Origin of the sequence: Pseudoalteromonas atlantica (assembly GCA_007988745.1) — a bacterium.
Taxonomy (GTDB): domain Bacteria; phylum Pseudomonadota; class Gammaproteobacteria; order Enterobacterales; family Alteromonadaceae; genus Pseudoalteromonas; species Pseudoalteromonas atlantica.
This window is the reverse complement of the sequence record BJUT01000009.1, coordinates 83,653-97,499: the sequence shown is the minus strand read 5'-3', so window position 1 is coordinate 97,499 and position 13,847 is coordinate 83,653. Positions and strand designations below refer to the sequence as shown.

10 protein-coding genes are annotated in these 13,847 nt (G+C 41.2%); 4 read left to right on the top strand and 6 right to left on the bottom strand.

Annotation, left to right across the window (positions count from 1 at the left end; translation table 11 throughout):
• Nucleotides 1–699: 699 nt before the first annotated feature.
• Nucleotides 700–2,298 (top strand): BCCT family transporter, encoded by a 1,599-nt coding sequence (locus PAT01_RS06685; protein WP_055252828.1) that lies wholly within the window; start codon nucleotides 700–702, stop codon nucleotides 2,296–2,298.
• 153 nt (nucleotides 2,299–2,451) lie between these two features.
• Here PAT01_RS06685 and guaA read toward each other — a convergent pair whose 3' ends face one another.
• Together guaA and guaB are read right to left on the bottom strand one after the other, a co-directional pair.
• On the bottom strand, nucleotides 2,452–4,029 hold the full coding sequence (gene guaA / locus PAT01_RS06680) for a glutamine-hydrolyzing GMP synthase (RefSeq protein WP_154945195.1): 1,578 nt from the start codon (nucleotides 4,027–4,029) through the stop codon (nucleotides 2,452–2,454).
• 96 nt (nucleotides 4,030–4,125) lie between these two features.
• On the bottom strand, nucleotides 4,126–5,595 hold the full coding sequence (gene guaB / locus PAT01_RS06675; RefSeq protein WP_004586134.1) for an IMP dehydrogenase: 1,470 nt from the start codon (nucleotides 5,593–5,595) through the stop codon (nucleotides 4,126–4,128).
• 146 nt (nucleotides 5,596–5,741) lie between these two features.
• Here guaB and xseA point away from each other — a divergent pair, with 146 nt between their 5' ends.
• Nucleotides 5,742–7,073, top strand: coding sequence for an exodeoxyribonuclease VII large subunit (xseA, locus tag PAT01_RS06670; RefSeq protein ID WP_154945194.1), 1,332 nt, complete (start codon nucleotides 5,742–5,744; stop codon nucleotides 7,071–7,073).
• A gap of 11 nt (nucleotides 7,074–7,084) precedes the next feature.
• Here xseA and PAT01_RS06665 read toward each other — a convergent pair whose 3' ends face one another.
• The 3 genes from PAT01_RS06665 to PAT01_RS06655 form a co-directional block, all read right to left on the bottom strand.
• Complete coding sequence (locus PAT01_RS06665; protein WP_154945193.1) at nucleotides 7,085–7,765, bottom strand: hypothetical protein; 681 nt, start codon at nucleotides 7,763–7,765, stop codon at nucleotides 7,085–7,087.
• A 42-nt stretch (nucleotides 7,766–7,807) separates the two neighbouring features.
• The gene (gene cysE, locus PAT01_RS06660; protein WP_004586131.1) at nucleotides 7,808–8,626 is read right to left on the bottom strand and encodes a serine O-acetyltransferase; all 819 of its coding nucleotides are present in this window, start codon (nucleotides 8,624–8,626) and stop codon (nucleotides 7,808–7,810) included.
• Nucleotides 8,627–8,750: 124 nt separating this feature from the next.
• Nucleotides 8,751–9,680, bottom strand: coding sequence for a sensor domain-containing diguanylate cyclase (locus PAT01_RS06655; RefSeq protein WP_126008007.1), 930 nt, complete (start codon nucleotides 9,678–9,680; stop codon nucleotides 8,751–8,753).
• A 296-nt stretch (nucleotides 9,681–9,976) separates the two neighbouring features.
• Here PAT01_RS06655 and PAT01_RS06650 point away from each other — a divergent pair, with 296 nt between their 5' ends.
• Nucleotides 9,977–10,384 (top strand): hypothetical protein, encoded by a 408-nt coding sequence (locus PAT01_RS06650; RefSeq protein WP_054982749.1) that lies wholly within the window; start codon nucleotides 9,977–9,979, stop codon nucleotides 10,382–10,384.
• Nucleotide 10,385: 1 nt separating this feature from the next.
• The gene (locus PAT01_RS06645) at nucleotides 10,386–10,700 is read left to right on the top strand and encodes a helix-turn-helix transcriptional regulator (protein WP_054982750.1); all 315 of its coding nucleotides are present in this window, start codon (nucleotides 10,386–10,388) and stop codon (nucleotides 10,698–10,700) included.
• Between the two features lie 86 nt (nucleotides 10,701–10,786).
• On the opposite strand, the gene PAT01_RS06640 is transcribed toward PAT01_RS06645, so the two are convergent.
• Nucleotides 10,787–13,666, bottom strand: a complete 2,880-nt coding sequence (locus PAT01_RS06640) for a M16 family metallopeptidase (protein WP_154945192.1) — start codon at nucleotides 13,664–13,666, stop codon at nucleotides 10,787–10,789.
• Nucleotides 13,667–13,847 lie beyond the last annotated feature (181 nt).

The window sequence follows — 13,847 nt, the reverse complement described above, 5'->3', positions numbered from 1 at the left end:
TGTCGACGAATTATAGAGACCTTTTAGAAAAGGTAAAGTAAAAAATTAACTTTTTAGTTTAACTGCTTTTTAATTATACAAAACGCTGAATTAGCAAGCTAAATAGCGCTGTAAAGCCACTTTAGCTTTAGCAGCACTCACCTTTAAAAAAATAAATGCTGCTCAGCTTAGCGTAATTAAAACTGCAGTATGTGCTTTAAAACCGTGCGTGCTTAATAACCGCCGTACTGTTTTACCTACGCTTAGCCCAAACGCTATGCTGTAAATTCCTTCTTAAGTGTTAAATGCTTTAGCTAGCATGGTGTATTTACACTTGCTGCTAGTTATTTTTATAGCGATTTAGCTTGGTGGAGTTGCTGTATACATAAACAAATCAATAACATTGGCAGCATTTATGATACAGTTTAGCGTCTAGGGGATCCGCGTTATACCAATCGTGTTAAGTTATTAGTCGCTTATAGCGACAGATAAATAGAGCGGTTACAAGGCATTAATTTTTACATGTAGTTGCTCTACCTGAGAAATTTATAACGCTGTTAGCGCTTTATTTAGCTCGCTAGAAAGACTAAGTATTTAAGTCGATTGGTATTACCACCTAATTGCATATTTCATCATGTATCTTACTTACGCGGGTCATTCACAATGCAAATATGGAGGAGCTTTACTATTAGCAGTTGCTGGTAGTTCACGCCGTGTTATATGAAGTTTAAATCAAAAAAATACAGTATCGATTCAACCGATTACCAAGTAGGACAAGATAACGTTAGCAAATGGGGCATGGATATTCATACTAATGTATTTTCTGTTTCTATTGGCCTATCTCTACTTTTTATAATTACTCTACTTGCCCTCTCGCCTAACGAAGCTAAAGAGGCGATTAACTCAATAAAAAATGCCGCACTAACTAATTTTGACTACGTATTTATGTGGGGCGCCAATATATTACTGCTGTTTGCAGTGGGTATTGCCGCTTCACCGTTGGGTAAAATTCGTCTTGGCGGCGATAAAGCAACTACAGACTATTCAACCTTATCGTGGGTATCTATGCTCTTTGCTGCAGGCATGGGTATTGGCCTAATTTTTTGGGGCGTGGCTGAGCCCACCGCCTTTTACACCGACTGGTTTGGCACGCCTCTCAATGCAGAAGCCTTTACCGAGCAAGGCCGAGAAATGGCTTTAGGGGCTACTGTATTCCATTGGGGTCTGCACGCGTGGGCAATTTACGGTATGACCGCTTTATGCCTAGCCTATTTTGTTTATAACAAAGGCTTACCGCTTTCTATGCGCTCAATATTTTATCCGCTTTTAGGAGATAGAGTATGGGGCAAGTTAGGTGATGTTATCGATGTAATGGCGGTATTAGTAACCCTTTTTGGTCTAGCTACGTCGTTAGGCTTAGGCGGAGCACAAGCTGCCAGTGGTATTAGCCACGTGCTCGGCTTTAAAAGCTCTTTATTATTACAACAAGGCATTATTTTATTAATTATGAGCTTGGCTATCCTCTCTATTGTGCGCGGTATGGATGGTGGCGTTAAACTCCTAAGTAATATAAATATGGGCATAGCCTTTGTGTTTCTGGGTTTAGTGTTTATTTTAAACTTTACCACGGTACTTGATTCTGCATACACTGCAGTAATAGGTTATGTTAAAAATATCATTCCTCTAAGCTACAGCACAGGCCGAGAAGATACGCAGTGGCTACATGGCTGGACTGTGTTTTATTGGGCGTGGTGGGTTGCATACGCACCTTGCTTTGGTATGTTTGTAGCGCGTATTTCAAAAGGGCGCACCATACGCGAATTTTTAGTGTATGTATTACTCATTCCTACTCTTGTAACTACTGCTTGGATGTCGGTTTTTGGTGGTGTTGCGATTGATCAAATTATAAATGAAGTTGGGGTACTTGGCGCAAACCAAGGCATTACAGATGTAACGCTTAGCTTGTTTTATATGCTAGATGCTTATGCATTTGGTACGCTGCTTTCACTTTTAGCTGTGGCGTTAATAATTATCTTTTTTGTCACCACCCTCGACTCCGGCTCTATTGTAATAGATAGCCTTACATCAGGCGGAAAACTAGAAGTACCTATAAAGCAAAAGCTAGTATGGGCCGTTATTGCCAGTATTATTGCTATGTTAATGCTGTGGATTGGTGGCACCGATTCAATTCAAGCATTGCAATACATTACTATTATCGCCGCCCTGCCCTTTACTATTATTTTAATTTTAGGCTGTATTAGCCTAGTTAAAGGGCTACTTACAGAAACCGAGCAACCTACGCCCGTTCCTGCAAAATAAACCCGCTTAGCCCACTTCACTTAATGAGTTTAGTGGGCAAGAGCTAACGGTTTTTAGGCATAAAAAAAGTCCGTGTAAGCGGACTTTTTATTATTTAGATAACAAAACTATGTTTGCTATCTAAAAGGCATTAACCATTAGTAAAGACGGGTGTTATTCCCACTCAATAGTGGCCGGTGGTTTACCAGAAATATCGTAAACAACACGTGAGATACCGTCAATTTCGTTGATGATACGGTTAGAAACCACACCTAAAAACTCATACGGTAAATGTGACCAACGCGCCGTCATAAAGTCGATAGTTTCAACACAACGTAGTGACACAACCCAATCATATTTACGTGCATCGCCCATAACCCCTACCGACTTAACAGGTAAGAATACAGTAAACGCTTGGCTTACTTTATGATAAAGCTCAGCTTTGTGTAGCTCTTCAATAAAGATAGCATCAGCACGGCGTAGTAAATCACAGTACTCTTTTTTAATTTCGCCAAGTACACGTACACCTAAACCTGGCCCTGGGAATGGGTGGCGGTAAAGCATGTCGTACGGTAAACCAAGCTCTAAGCCAATTTTACGTACTTCGTCTTTAAATAATTCACGTAATGGCTCAACTAAGCCCATTTTCATGTCATCTGGTAAGCCGCCCACGTTGTGGTGAGATTTAATTACGTGTGCTTTACCTGTCGCTGAAGCGGCTGATTCTATTACGTCTGGGTAAATAGTCCCTTGACCTAACCACTTCGCATTTTTAAGCTTTTTCGCTTGCTCATCAAATACATTAATAAACGTATGGCCAATGGCTTTACGTTTTTCTTCTGGATCTGATTTGCCTGCAAGGTCAGCTAAAAATTGCTCCTCAGCGTCTACTTTAACAATGTTTAAGCCAAATTTATTGCCAAACATGTCCATAACTTGCTGACCTTCGTTTAAGCGAAGTAAGCCATTATCAACAAATACACATGTTAGGTTTTCGCCAATTGCACGGTGGATCAGCATTGCTACAACAGATGAATCAACACCTCCTGATAAGCCTAAAATAACTTCGTCATCGCCAACGGTTTCTTTAATGCGCTCAATAGCATCATCAATAATTTTGGCAGGTGTCCATAGCTTTTCACATCCACAAATATCAATTGCAAAACGCTCTAATAAACGTTGCCCTTGATGAGTGTGCGTTACTTCTGGGTGAAATTGTACGCCGTAAAAACGTTTTTCTTCGTTAGACATAGCAGCATGCGGACACGTTGGTGTTTTAGCTGAGGTGCTAAAGCTTGCCGGCACTTCCATTACTTTGTCGCCGTGGCTCATCCACACGTCTAAAACGCCGTTGCCGCCATCGGTAATATGATCTTCAATTGCATCGAATAATGCACAGTTACCCACTTTTTCTACTTGTGCATAACCAAACTCTTTTTTATCTGAGCTGTGTACACTGCCGCCAAGTTGAGCTGCCATGGTTTGCATGCCGTAACAAATACCCAGCACTGGCACGCCAGCGTTAAACACGTATTCAGGTGCACGCGGGCTGTTCTCTAGTGTGGTTGACTCAGGGCCACCAGATAAAATAATACCTTGTGGATTAAATTCGCGAATTTGCTCTTCGGTTACATCCCATGCCCACAGCTCACAGTAAACGCCAATTTCGCGGATACGACGCGCGATTAATTGAGTGTATTGCGAACCAAAATCTAAAATTAGAATTCGTGAATCGTGAATATCTTTGCTCATGAAGGATCTCGTAAAGTAGATGCTAGATTCCACTAATTTGCTTAGTGGCTATAAAAGAGGGCTGGTAATTCCAGCCCCGTAATTTAAACGTGTTGTTTAACCTAAGCGGTAGTTAGGCGCTTCTTTGGTAATTTGCACATCGTGGACGTGCGACTCACCCATACCTGCAGATGTAACACGTACAAACTGCGGTTTAGTATTTAGCTCTTCAATGGTGGCACAACCCGTTAATCCCATTGCGCTACGAAGGCCACCCACTTGCTGATGAATAATCGTTGCAATTGGACCTTTATAAGCGACGCGACCTTCAATACCTTCTGGTACTAATTTGTCAGCTTGGTTAGATTTTTGGAAGTAACGATCTGACGAACCTTCTTTTTGATCCATCGCACCCAATGAGCCCATACCACGGTAAGATTTGTAGTAACGGCCTTGGTAAAGTTCAACTTCGCCTGGCGCTTCTTCAGTACCAGCAAGCATTGAACCCACCATTACACACGATGCACCCGCAACCAATGCTTTAACAATATCGCCAGAGAAACGAATACCGCCATCAGCAATAACTGGAATGTCACGCCCTTGTAAGCCATCTACCGCATCAGAAATAGCCGTAATTTGTGGCACACCACAACCTGTAACAATACGCGTAGTACAAATAGAACCTGGGCCAATACCTACTTTAACCGCATCCACACCTGCATCAGCAAGGGCAATTGCGCCTTCGGCTGTAGCAACGTTACCGGCAATAATTTGTAAATCTGGGTAAGTTTCACGAGTTTGAGAAACACGGTCAATAACACCTTGCGAGTGGCCGTGTGAAGTATCGATAAGTAAAACATCAACACCCGCCTCTACTAATGCAGCAATTCGCTCATCAGTACCTGCGCCAACACCAACTGCAGCACCTACACGTAAACGACCTAGCTCGTCTTTACATGCATGTGGTTTGTCTTGCGCTTTTTGGTAATCTTTTACGGTGATCATGCCTTTTAGTTTAAACGCATCATCAACCACTAAGATTTTTTCAATGCGGTGTTCGTGCATTAAACCTAAAATTTCTTCGCGCGATGCGCCTTCTTGAACCGTTACCAGTTTGTCTTTTTTAGTCATAACGCTAGAAACAGGCTGTTCAAGCTTCGTTTCAAAACGCATGTCACGACCAGTAACAATACCTAGTAGGTTATTTTCGCTATCAGTAACCGGGAAACCCGAGAACCCTTTTTCTTGCGAAAGAAGCGTCGCATCTGCAATGGTTAAATCGGCAGACACAGTAACAGGGAATGACACAATACCTGCTTCATAGGTTTTAACTTTACGTACGTTTCTCGCTTGTTCTTCAATGGTCATGTTTTTATGGATAAAACCAAGACCACCTTCCTGCGCGAGGGCAATAGCTAAACGAGCTTCTGTAACAGTATCCATAGATGCTGAAATAAGCGGCAAGTTAAGTTTGATACCACGCGTTAAGCGAGTTGAAATATTTGCCGTGTGCGGCAAAACAGTAGAATGACCAGGTACTAAAAGTACGTCATCAAAGGTAAGAGCTTCTTTAGCGATTCTAAGCATTTTGGCAACTTCTCACATGTGGATCTAAGATAAGGAATTGCGGCCAAATTTTAACAGCGTTGTGGGCATTCGTAAATAATATTTCGCAAATATTTATGATAAACTTGCCTTATAACTTGCCTCATAATAGTTTTAGGTTGTTTTTTATGTTTTCGAAGCCTTCGCAAACGGTTTACACCGTATCGCGCCTTAACAGAGAGATTCGTACAGTTCTTGAGCAGGGCTTTGCATCGCTAATTTTAACAGGCGAAATTTCTAACTTCATTACCCCTGCTTCTGGGCACTGGTACTTTTCATTAAAAGATGAAAAAGCACAAATTAAAGCGGCTATGTGGCGCGGCAATAACCGCTCTCAAAGTTACCGCCCCGAAAACGGCGCACAAGTAACAGTAAGAGCCCGTGTTTCACTTTACGAACCACGCGGTGATTATCAGCTTATTGTTGAGCATATGGAACCTGCCGGTGAAGGCCAGCTTAAACAAGAGTTTGATGCATTAAAAATGCGCCTAGCCGCTGAGGGGTTGTTTAGTTCGGCCTATAAAAAACCACTGCCGCAAAATATAAACCGTGTAGGTGTAATAACCTCAGCAACGGGCGCTGCTATAAAAGATATATTAACCGTACTTAAACGCCGCGCACCGCAATTAGAAGTCATTATTTACCCAGCCATGGTGCAAGGCAAAGAAGCTCATGTGCACTTAATTAACCAAATACAGTTAGCCAATGCACGCAATGAGGTCGACGTACTTATTGTAGGGCGAGGCGGTGGCTCGTTAGAAGATTTATGGTGCTTTAATCATGAGCAACTTGCGCGTGCTATTTATCAAAGTGAATTACCCATAGTCAGTGCGGTAGGCCACGAAATAGACACAACCATCAGTGACTACGTTGCCGATGTACGCGCAGCAACGCCTTCAGCAGCCGCTGAGCTTGTCAGCCCTAACACGCAAGAGCTACATAGTAAGGTTATTGAGCTCATTAACCGGTTAAATAATGCCTTTAAACACGATATGGCCGATAAGCGCGCACTAGCAACACAGTTACAGCATCGGCTTAACTTGTGTCATCCGCGCAATCAACTTAATCAAAAAGCGCAGCGATTAGATGAGCTAACTATTGCCTTACAACAAGGCATTCGCAATCGCCTTTACCAACAAGAGCGCACGCTTAATAATTTAACCCCGCGTTTAATGCGTCAATCGCCTGATAAAAAGTTATCACAAGCCAGCCATCAGCTTATGCAGATACAAACTCGGCTTGAACAAGCAATGCAGCACAAGTTGCAACACGCGCAAAATAGCTTAGCGCTGCAAGCGAGTAGGCTTGACTCGGTAAGCCCACTTAATGTTTTAGCGCGCGGTTACAGCATAACCAAAACCCAACAAGGCAAAGTGGTTAAATCGGTAGATCACATTAAAACGGGTGACGTGCTAATTACAGAGCTGGCCGATGGCGCTATAAAATCAACGGTGTTGTAAAGCTCTTTCAGTTAAAGCTCTGTGGCCATTAGTAAGGTTAGCTCGGTGTCGCTTGACGTTGAGGTTGTTCTTTTAAATTGCAACCAAAACTCTTGCTTCATTAACTTATCGTTTAGCTCTCGCCATTGGGTATGATAAAACGAGTCGTTATCAGTAGGTGCAGCAAGTTCAAATTTACATACGGTGGTTTTACACGCTGCACTAACAATCTCTGGGATAGAGCTTAGATCAGAGGTAAGTAAAAAATCTTGTAAAGCTATTTCTGTTTGATAAGCCCACTCTTCATTACGTATTTGCTCATCAAATTGCGCTTGTAAAACGGCTTGTGCATCAGAGGGGTCACGCAGCTGTTGCGCTGCGTTTTTCATCAAGGCTTTTTGCGCTGCTAATTGCTGTTTAAGCTGCGATACTTGCTCTTCTAAAGGAAGCTCATCTAGCGGTTGTGGTTCTGGTTTAGGGGGATTATCTTTTTGCTCTATACGAGCGCTTTGCTCAGGGGCTGCTGGTATAACACGCTTTGCTGTTGCTTCACTGCTTTTAACTGGCTGAACAAAAGGTGCCTGCTGCTTTGTATCAGCATGTTGTAACTTTGCGGGGTTTGCGTCACTTGAAGATAAATTAAAGTAGCTCCACGTTAAACCTACACCCGCAATAAATCCTATCCCTAGTGTTAATAAGCTATTTTTGTTCATTTTAATTCCTTTTAAAATTATTTTTATTTATACAGGCTGCTATTACAGCATGGCGCTGGTGTGTGATTCGTTTTCAGGCTCTGGTGTGGTTAAAAAGTTTTGGTTCATACTTTGCGCCGGACACGGGCAATCCGGTCTGCCAATAATTTTAGCCGGTACGCCTACAGCGGTGGTATGTGGCGGTACCGCAGTTAAAACAACTGAACCTGCGCCAATACGTGCGCCCTCGCCTACTTCAATATTACCCAGCACTTTAGCGCCTGCACCAATAAGCACACCGGCTCTAATTTTAGGATGACGGTCGCCCTGCTCGTTACCCGTACCACCAAGCGTTACCGATTGCAGTATTGATACGTTATCTTCAATTACCGCCGTTTCACCAATAACAATACCGGTGGCGTGGTCAAACATTATCCCTTTACCAACCTGACACGCAGGGTGAATATCAACCCCAAACACTTCTGAGGTTCGGCTTTGAATAAAACGAGCAAGCTCTTTACGGTTTTGCTGCCACAAGCAGTTAGCTAAACGATGCGCTTGAATAGCATGAAACCCTTTTAAGTTTAAAATAACCGTAAGGTAGGTTTCGGCTGCCGGGTCTCTGTCTTTAACGGCTTTAATATCTTCGGCCACATAGGTAAGCATACGGTCGCACTTTACAAACGCTTGGTCGAACAACTCACGTATTGTAAAAGCCGATACAACAGCATCTGCCAACTTATTAGCAACAATAAAGCTTAACGCCGAACCTAAACACTCATGGTTTAAAATGCATGAATACACATGACTTGCTAAAAGTGGTTCGCGAGTTACAACTTCATTAGCTTCACTGCGAAGCTGTTGCCAAATTTCATGACGCATAATACTACACTGCCTTAAATTGATATAAAAAGAGCCTTTTCCTAAGTTTAACGGATTTAAAGCCTAAGGTGTTAACGCCTTAGTTATTTGTTCTGGTTATTAGGTATAACTAAGAGTAAAAAAATTATATGAGTGCTAAATCACTCACACACAAAGCATCTTTTCCTTTATCTTTTGCTTTATAAAGTAAATCGTCTGCTTCTTTGATTAAATACGCACAGGTAAAGTCACTACTGGGTGTAATAGTAGTGAGGCCTACACTCACTGTAAGGGTTTGGCTGGGTAATGAATGTTTATTTTCAATGTTTAACTGTTTTAATTTTTCTAAAATATCGTTCAATACTAACAAGGCCTGATCTGAGTTTGTATTTCCATACACTAAAACAAATTCTTCACCACCAAAACGGGCACATAAGTCACCTGGGCGTTTAGTAAATTCATTGAGTACTTTAGCCACCCTTTTTAAGCATGTATCGCCTTGTTGGTGGCCGTAAGTATCATTGAGTAATTTAAAATCATCAATATCAATTATAGCCAACGAAAGCGGCATACCTAAACGCTGACAACGATTCCATTCTTGCTCTAAAAAGGTATCAAAAAAGCCTCGGTTAGCAATATCAGTTAAGCCATCAATAGCGGCAAGTTTTTGTACTTGCTCTTCAGCCAGTTTACGCTCGGTAATATTTTGATGGCTAATAGCGTAATACGCTTTATCGGTATGGCTAAACGACACTACTCGCATCATAAACCAACGTTTTTCATCTTCACTATGACATGGATATTCTAAATAAAAGTCGTCATTAGCCCCCGAAATAACTGATTTAATGCCGTTAAATGCCTTTAAACCAAAGCTATCTCCTTTTTTAGCAGCTTTTTCACACTCTGCTAAGTAATTTTGCTGCTCCCACATATCACAGCAGGCACAGTCGTTTTGCTCACCAAAGTTTTGCCAGCTTCGGTTTATATAAACTATGTCGCCGTTAGAATTAATAACCACTACTTGGTCGGGCGTGGTATCTAGTACCAACTTAAAAAACGCTTTATCGTCAATCACGAGCTTTCCATTTTAGCTTTGTTGTTAATCAGTATAATCAATAACAATTTTTTAACACAATATTGTTACTTTACTTCACGCTAGTTGCATAATTTATTAATGTGAAGTAATACTCCGTATGACAGCTAAGTAGTCTATAAAAAATATAAAAATTTTACTTTTACATTAAAAATCAGATACTAAAGCAGCATGACAGGGTTACTGTCATATGCCAAACTAGCTACTGGCATACTACTGACGGCGTAAAAAATAAAAACAAACGCTAAATTAGCATCATCAACTCAACAAGGATAACGATGATGAAAAACGATATATTGAATACAAAAAAGCTTGGTTATAAATTTTACTTTCAAGATGGCGACAATCAAATAGCCTGTTTTGGAAGCTACTTTACTGGTAAAGAAGAAGTATTTGTAAACGATGACCTATTCAGTAAAAAACGAAATATCTACTGTGCAAGCACACACTCTTTTGCTTTTGAGGGCTCACAGTACCAAGTAAAATTTGACATGCTTAATATACTTACAGGGCGTCTGGAGTGCACTCTTTATAAAAATAGCAGTGTGATAGCCAAACAAGTTCAAAGTAGTCTTTCAGACGATCCTAAAAAGGCAGCATTTTTTCTTGCTGGCTGTACATTAGGTGGCGCGGTGTTTGGCTATACAACGGCAACTATTGTTGAACTATTTGTAGGGAAGCTTTAACGTGCAATTAAATCCTACAACAGTTAAATCGCTTAGAAGTAAGTTAGATTGGACGCAGCAACAGCTCGCAGATGCCTGCGATGTAAGTTTGCGGACCATTCAACGGGTAGAAAAAGAAGGCGCCGCTTCTAAAGAAACCACTATGGCGCTTTGCGCGGTACTTGAAGTACGCCAAGGCGAGCTAATTAAACTTGATGAGCCTATAAATAATGACGTTAAAAGTACGCCAACTAAAAGCTTTTTAGCGGGGGTTGTTATTAGCTCCTTAATAAGCTTTGCTCTAGGCGCAGGCTCAGTGCTTTTAGCGACTAACTAATACTACGCTTTAATAGCACTAATTAAATAAAAATGCCCCAGGCTATAAGCACTGGGGCATTTTTATATGTTAGAAAAAGAGATTAATTACTGAAACACTTTTTCAACAGCCATTACTTCAATGTTGTTAGCTGGAATAGCTAATTTATAATCGGCAATGACTTTATCCTCAGCAACAAGCGCTGCTGGTTTTTCTGTGTTGTAAACCATTGGCGATGTTTGCTCTGACACTAAACGTTTTTTCATGTCTTCGCCGTCACCGGTAATAAACACGTACTGTACGTTATCTGTTTGCAGATTATCTTTAATCACGCGATTAACATCAGCAAGCGTTAGCTTTTCAAGTTTACTTGTCACGTATTTTACAAACGACTCTGTGTTATAAAATTCACTATCAAGTGCATAACCTAATTGGCGGTTTTGACTTGCGACAAGCTGTGGTACGTAGTTAATTAAAAAGTTACGTGTTGCTTCAAAGTCTTTTTCGGTTAAGCCATTTTTAATAAGCTTATCCAGCTCAAACAACGCGGTACGTGTTGCAAAGTGTGCATCGTTATTAGAGCGCAGCGGGCGTAACCAAATTTGGAATATTTGCTCAGAACGTCCTAAGTTTGCATCAGGCTTAGTTTGAAACATGCCACGTGGGAAGTACTCAATGTAAGCGTAATCGCCGTAGTTCATACCACGTGTTTGACGAATTCGCTCATACAGGTATGAGTTAGAACTACGGTGCTCACCAAAGTACGAACGTACCAGCCAAAGGGCTGTCCAATCTTCACTACTGCGAATAGTATTAATTGGGAAACCAAACGATACCGCAGTAGATTGCGCCGACTTTTCTACAATCGTTGCATGGTGACCTTTGAGCTCTGGCGCATCAGGAATACTTAAACGGCTTTGCTCGCCTTTAGGTAAGGTTGCTAAGTCGCTCATAATTTCTGCTTTAAGCGCTTTTGGCACAGCACCAATTAAACCCAGTGTTAGTTTAGATTGGGTAAGCTCTGTGTTGTAAAAGGCTTTTACATCATCAAGCGTTAATGCTTCTAAATCCGAAATATCCCCGTAATTGTAGCTTTCGTATGGGTGGCCTTTGTAAAGTGCGCTGTAAAGCACTTCTTTACCTAGCTCTTCATCGTTAGAGGCTTTTAATCCCGATTTAATACCGTCGATCATTTCTTTTTTAAGGCGTTTAAAGTCATCGTCTCTAAAGCCTGGGTTAAGTAATTGATCGCTTACAAGCGCATACCATGTGGCAGCGTTATCTTTATGAATACGCCCTTGGAATGACAGCATTTCTTTATCTATTTGATAACCAAAGCTGCCAGCAAGCGGATAAAGCGCTTTTTGTATATCTTTGTAACTCGTACTTTGCGAGCCACCTTGAGCAAGCATAGCGGCTGTGAGCGCAGCAACCCCTTTTTTACCTTGCGGGTCTGCAGCAGCCCCTGTATTGAATAAAAAGTTTACATCAATCAGCGGCGAGCTATTCGTTTTATCAAGCACTTTAAATACGGGTGCCTCTGGCGCTTTATCACGCTTAGCTACTAATGCGTTTAAGCTTGTTTCTTGTTCAAACCCTGGCGCTTTATCAAGTGCCGACATAGTTACGGTAGTACGCGCGTCATCTACAAAATACTTATTAGCCACGGCTTTAATATCTTGTGCTGTGATGTTGTCGGCCGATTTATAAAGCTGGTTAATAACCTCTGGGTCGCGCTCAAAATGCATATAACTTGCAAGTGTTGATGCAATCGCTTGCGATGAGTCTAAGCCGTTAATAAAGCTGTATTTAAGGTTAGACTTTAAATCACTTAGTTTTTGCTCATCAACAAGTTCGGTACGTGCTTTTGCGTAAGTGCGGTTAATAGCATCGCGTGCTTTTGCTAAATCATCTTCGTTTTCTACTTTTACAAATACATGCAGTAAGCCAGGATCTTTTGTCTCTGGATTGTAGGTAAACATTTGACTCGCTATTTGTTTATCAACAACTAGCTCTTGGTATAAATCGGAGTTTTTAGAAAAATAAAGCTGTGAGATTAAATCAAGTGCGGCTCTGTCCTTTTTAGCAGGCTCCCATGCAGCCCCTTTGTAAGATACAAGCAACCAATGACCAGGCAAACCTTCGTTTTTCTCATGTACATATTTAGGTGCTTGCTGCTTTGGCTCAGCTTTAATATCGGCAACGTAATCGCCTTTTTCCCAGCCACCCCAATGTTTTTTAACCATAGCCATTGTGGCTTGTGGGTCAATATCGCCCACAATCACTAGCGATACATATTCAGGCTTATAAAACTTATCAAAAAATTCTTTACCGTACGCCATTTGATCTGGCATGGCTTCTATATCTTCAAAAAAGCCCATGGTGGTATGTTTATAGGTGTGTGTATCAAACGCTTCTTCGCGTACTGCGCTCAATAACTTACGAATTGGGCTGGCGTTATTTTTTAAATATTCCCCTTTAACCGTTAGCGCTTCGGTTCTAAATTGCTCTTCGGTGTAGGTTAAGTTTTGAAAAATATCGGCTTCAATTTCAAGTACTTTATCAAGGTGCTGCTTTGAAAAGTTTAAATGGTAGTTTGTGTAATCGTTAGTGGTGTAAGCACGGTTATCGACCCCTGCATTTTTAAATATGGCAGTGTATTCGTCTTGCGGAAATTTTTTAGAGCCTTTAAACATCATGTGCTCAAAAAAGTGAGCAAAACCGGTTTTACCTGCTTTTACTTCATTACGCGAGCCAACCGATACCGGAATTTGCAGCGAGACTACATCGGGGTAATCAGTTTTAACAACCATTACACGCAAGCCGTTATCAAGCTCTTCGATTAAGTACTCTTGCGAAAATACACGTTCGTCAGCTTTTGTTGTTTGCTGTTGTTGTGCCGCTTGGGTGTTTTCGCTTTGCTGTGTTGCGCAGCCTGTTAATGCCAGCGATACCGCTAAGCTTGTTGCTAGTAATTTAAATTTCATTGTTGTCCCTTTTTAAATTGAGCAAATTTGTTATTAGGTTTAATACTAACTCGCTTAGATTATGCCCCAAAGCCACTAAATATAAGAGCCCATCGGCTATTTATAATGTAAACAACTGTGTCAATTCCCTATTTTAAAAACATTTAAGTATGAAAAAAGCTCAAGTTGATTGAAAAACTTT

What these genes read in the sequence shown, in the direction of transcription:
- PAT01_RS06685 (WP_055252828.1), top strand. Translation starts at nt 700, where the DNA reads ATGAAGTTTAAATCAAAAAAATACAGTATCGATTCAACCGATTACCAA.
- guaA (WP_154945195.1), bottom strand. Translation starts at nt 4,029, where the DNA reads ATGAGCAAAGATATTCACGATTCACGAATTCTAATTTTAGATTTTGGT.
- guaB (WP_004586134.1), bottom strand. Translation starts at nt 5,595, where the DNA reads ATGCTTAGAATCGCTAAAGAAGCTCTTACCTTTGATGACGTACTTTTA.
- xseA (WP_154945194.1), top strand. Translation starts at nt 5,742, where the DNA reads ATGTTTTCGAAGCCTTCGCAAACGGTTTACACCGTATCGCGCCTTAAC.
- PAT01_RS06665 (WP_154945193.1), bottom strand. Translation starts at nt 7,765, where the DNA reads ATGAACAAAAATAGCTTATTAACACTAGGGATAGGATTTATTGCGGGT.
- cysE (WP_004586131.1), bottom strand. Translation starts at nt 8,626, where the DNA reads ATGCGTCATGAAATTTGGCAACAGCTTCGCAGTGAAGCTAATGAAGTT.
- PAT01_RS06650 (WP_054982749.1), top strand. Translation starts at nt 9,977, where the DNA reads ATGATGAAAAACGATATATTGAATACAAAAAAGCTTGGTTATAAATTT.
- PAT01_RS06640 (WP_154945192.1), bottom strand. Translation starts at nt 13,666, where the DNA reads ATGAAATTTAAATTACTAGCAACAAGCTTAGCGGTATCGCTGGCATTA.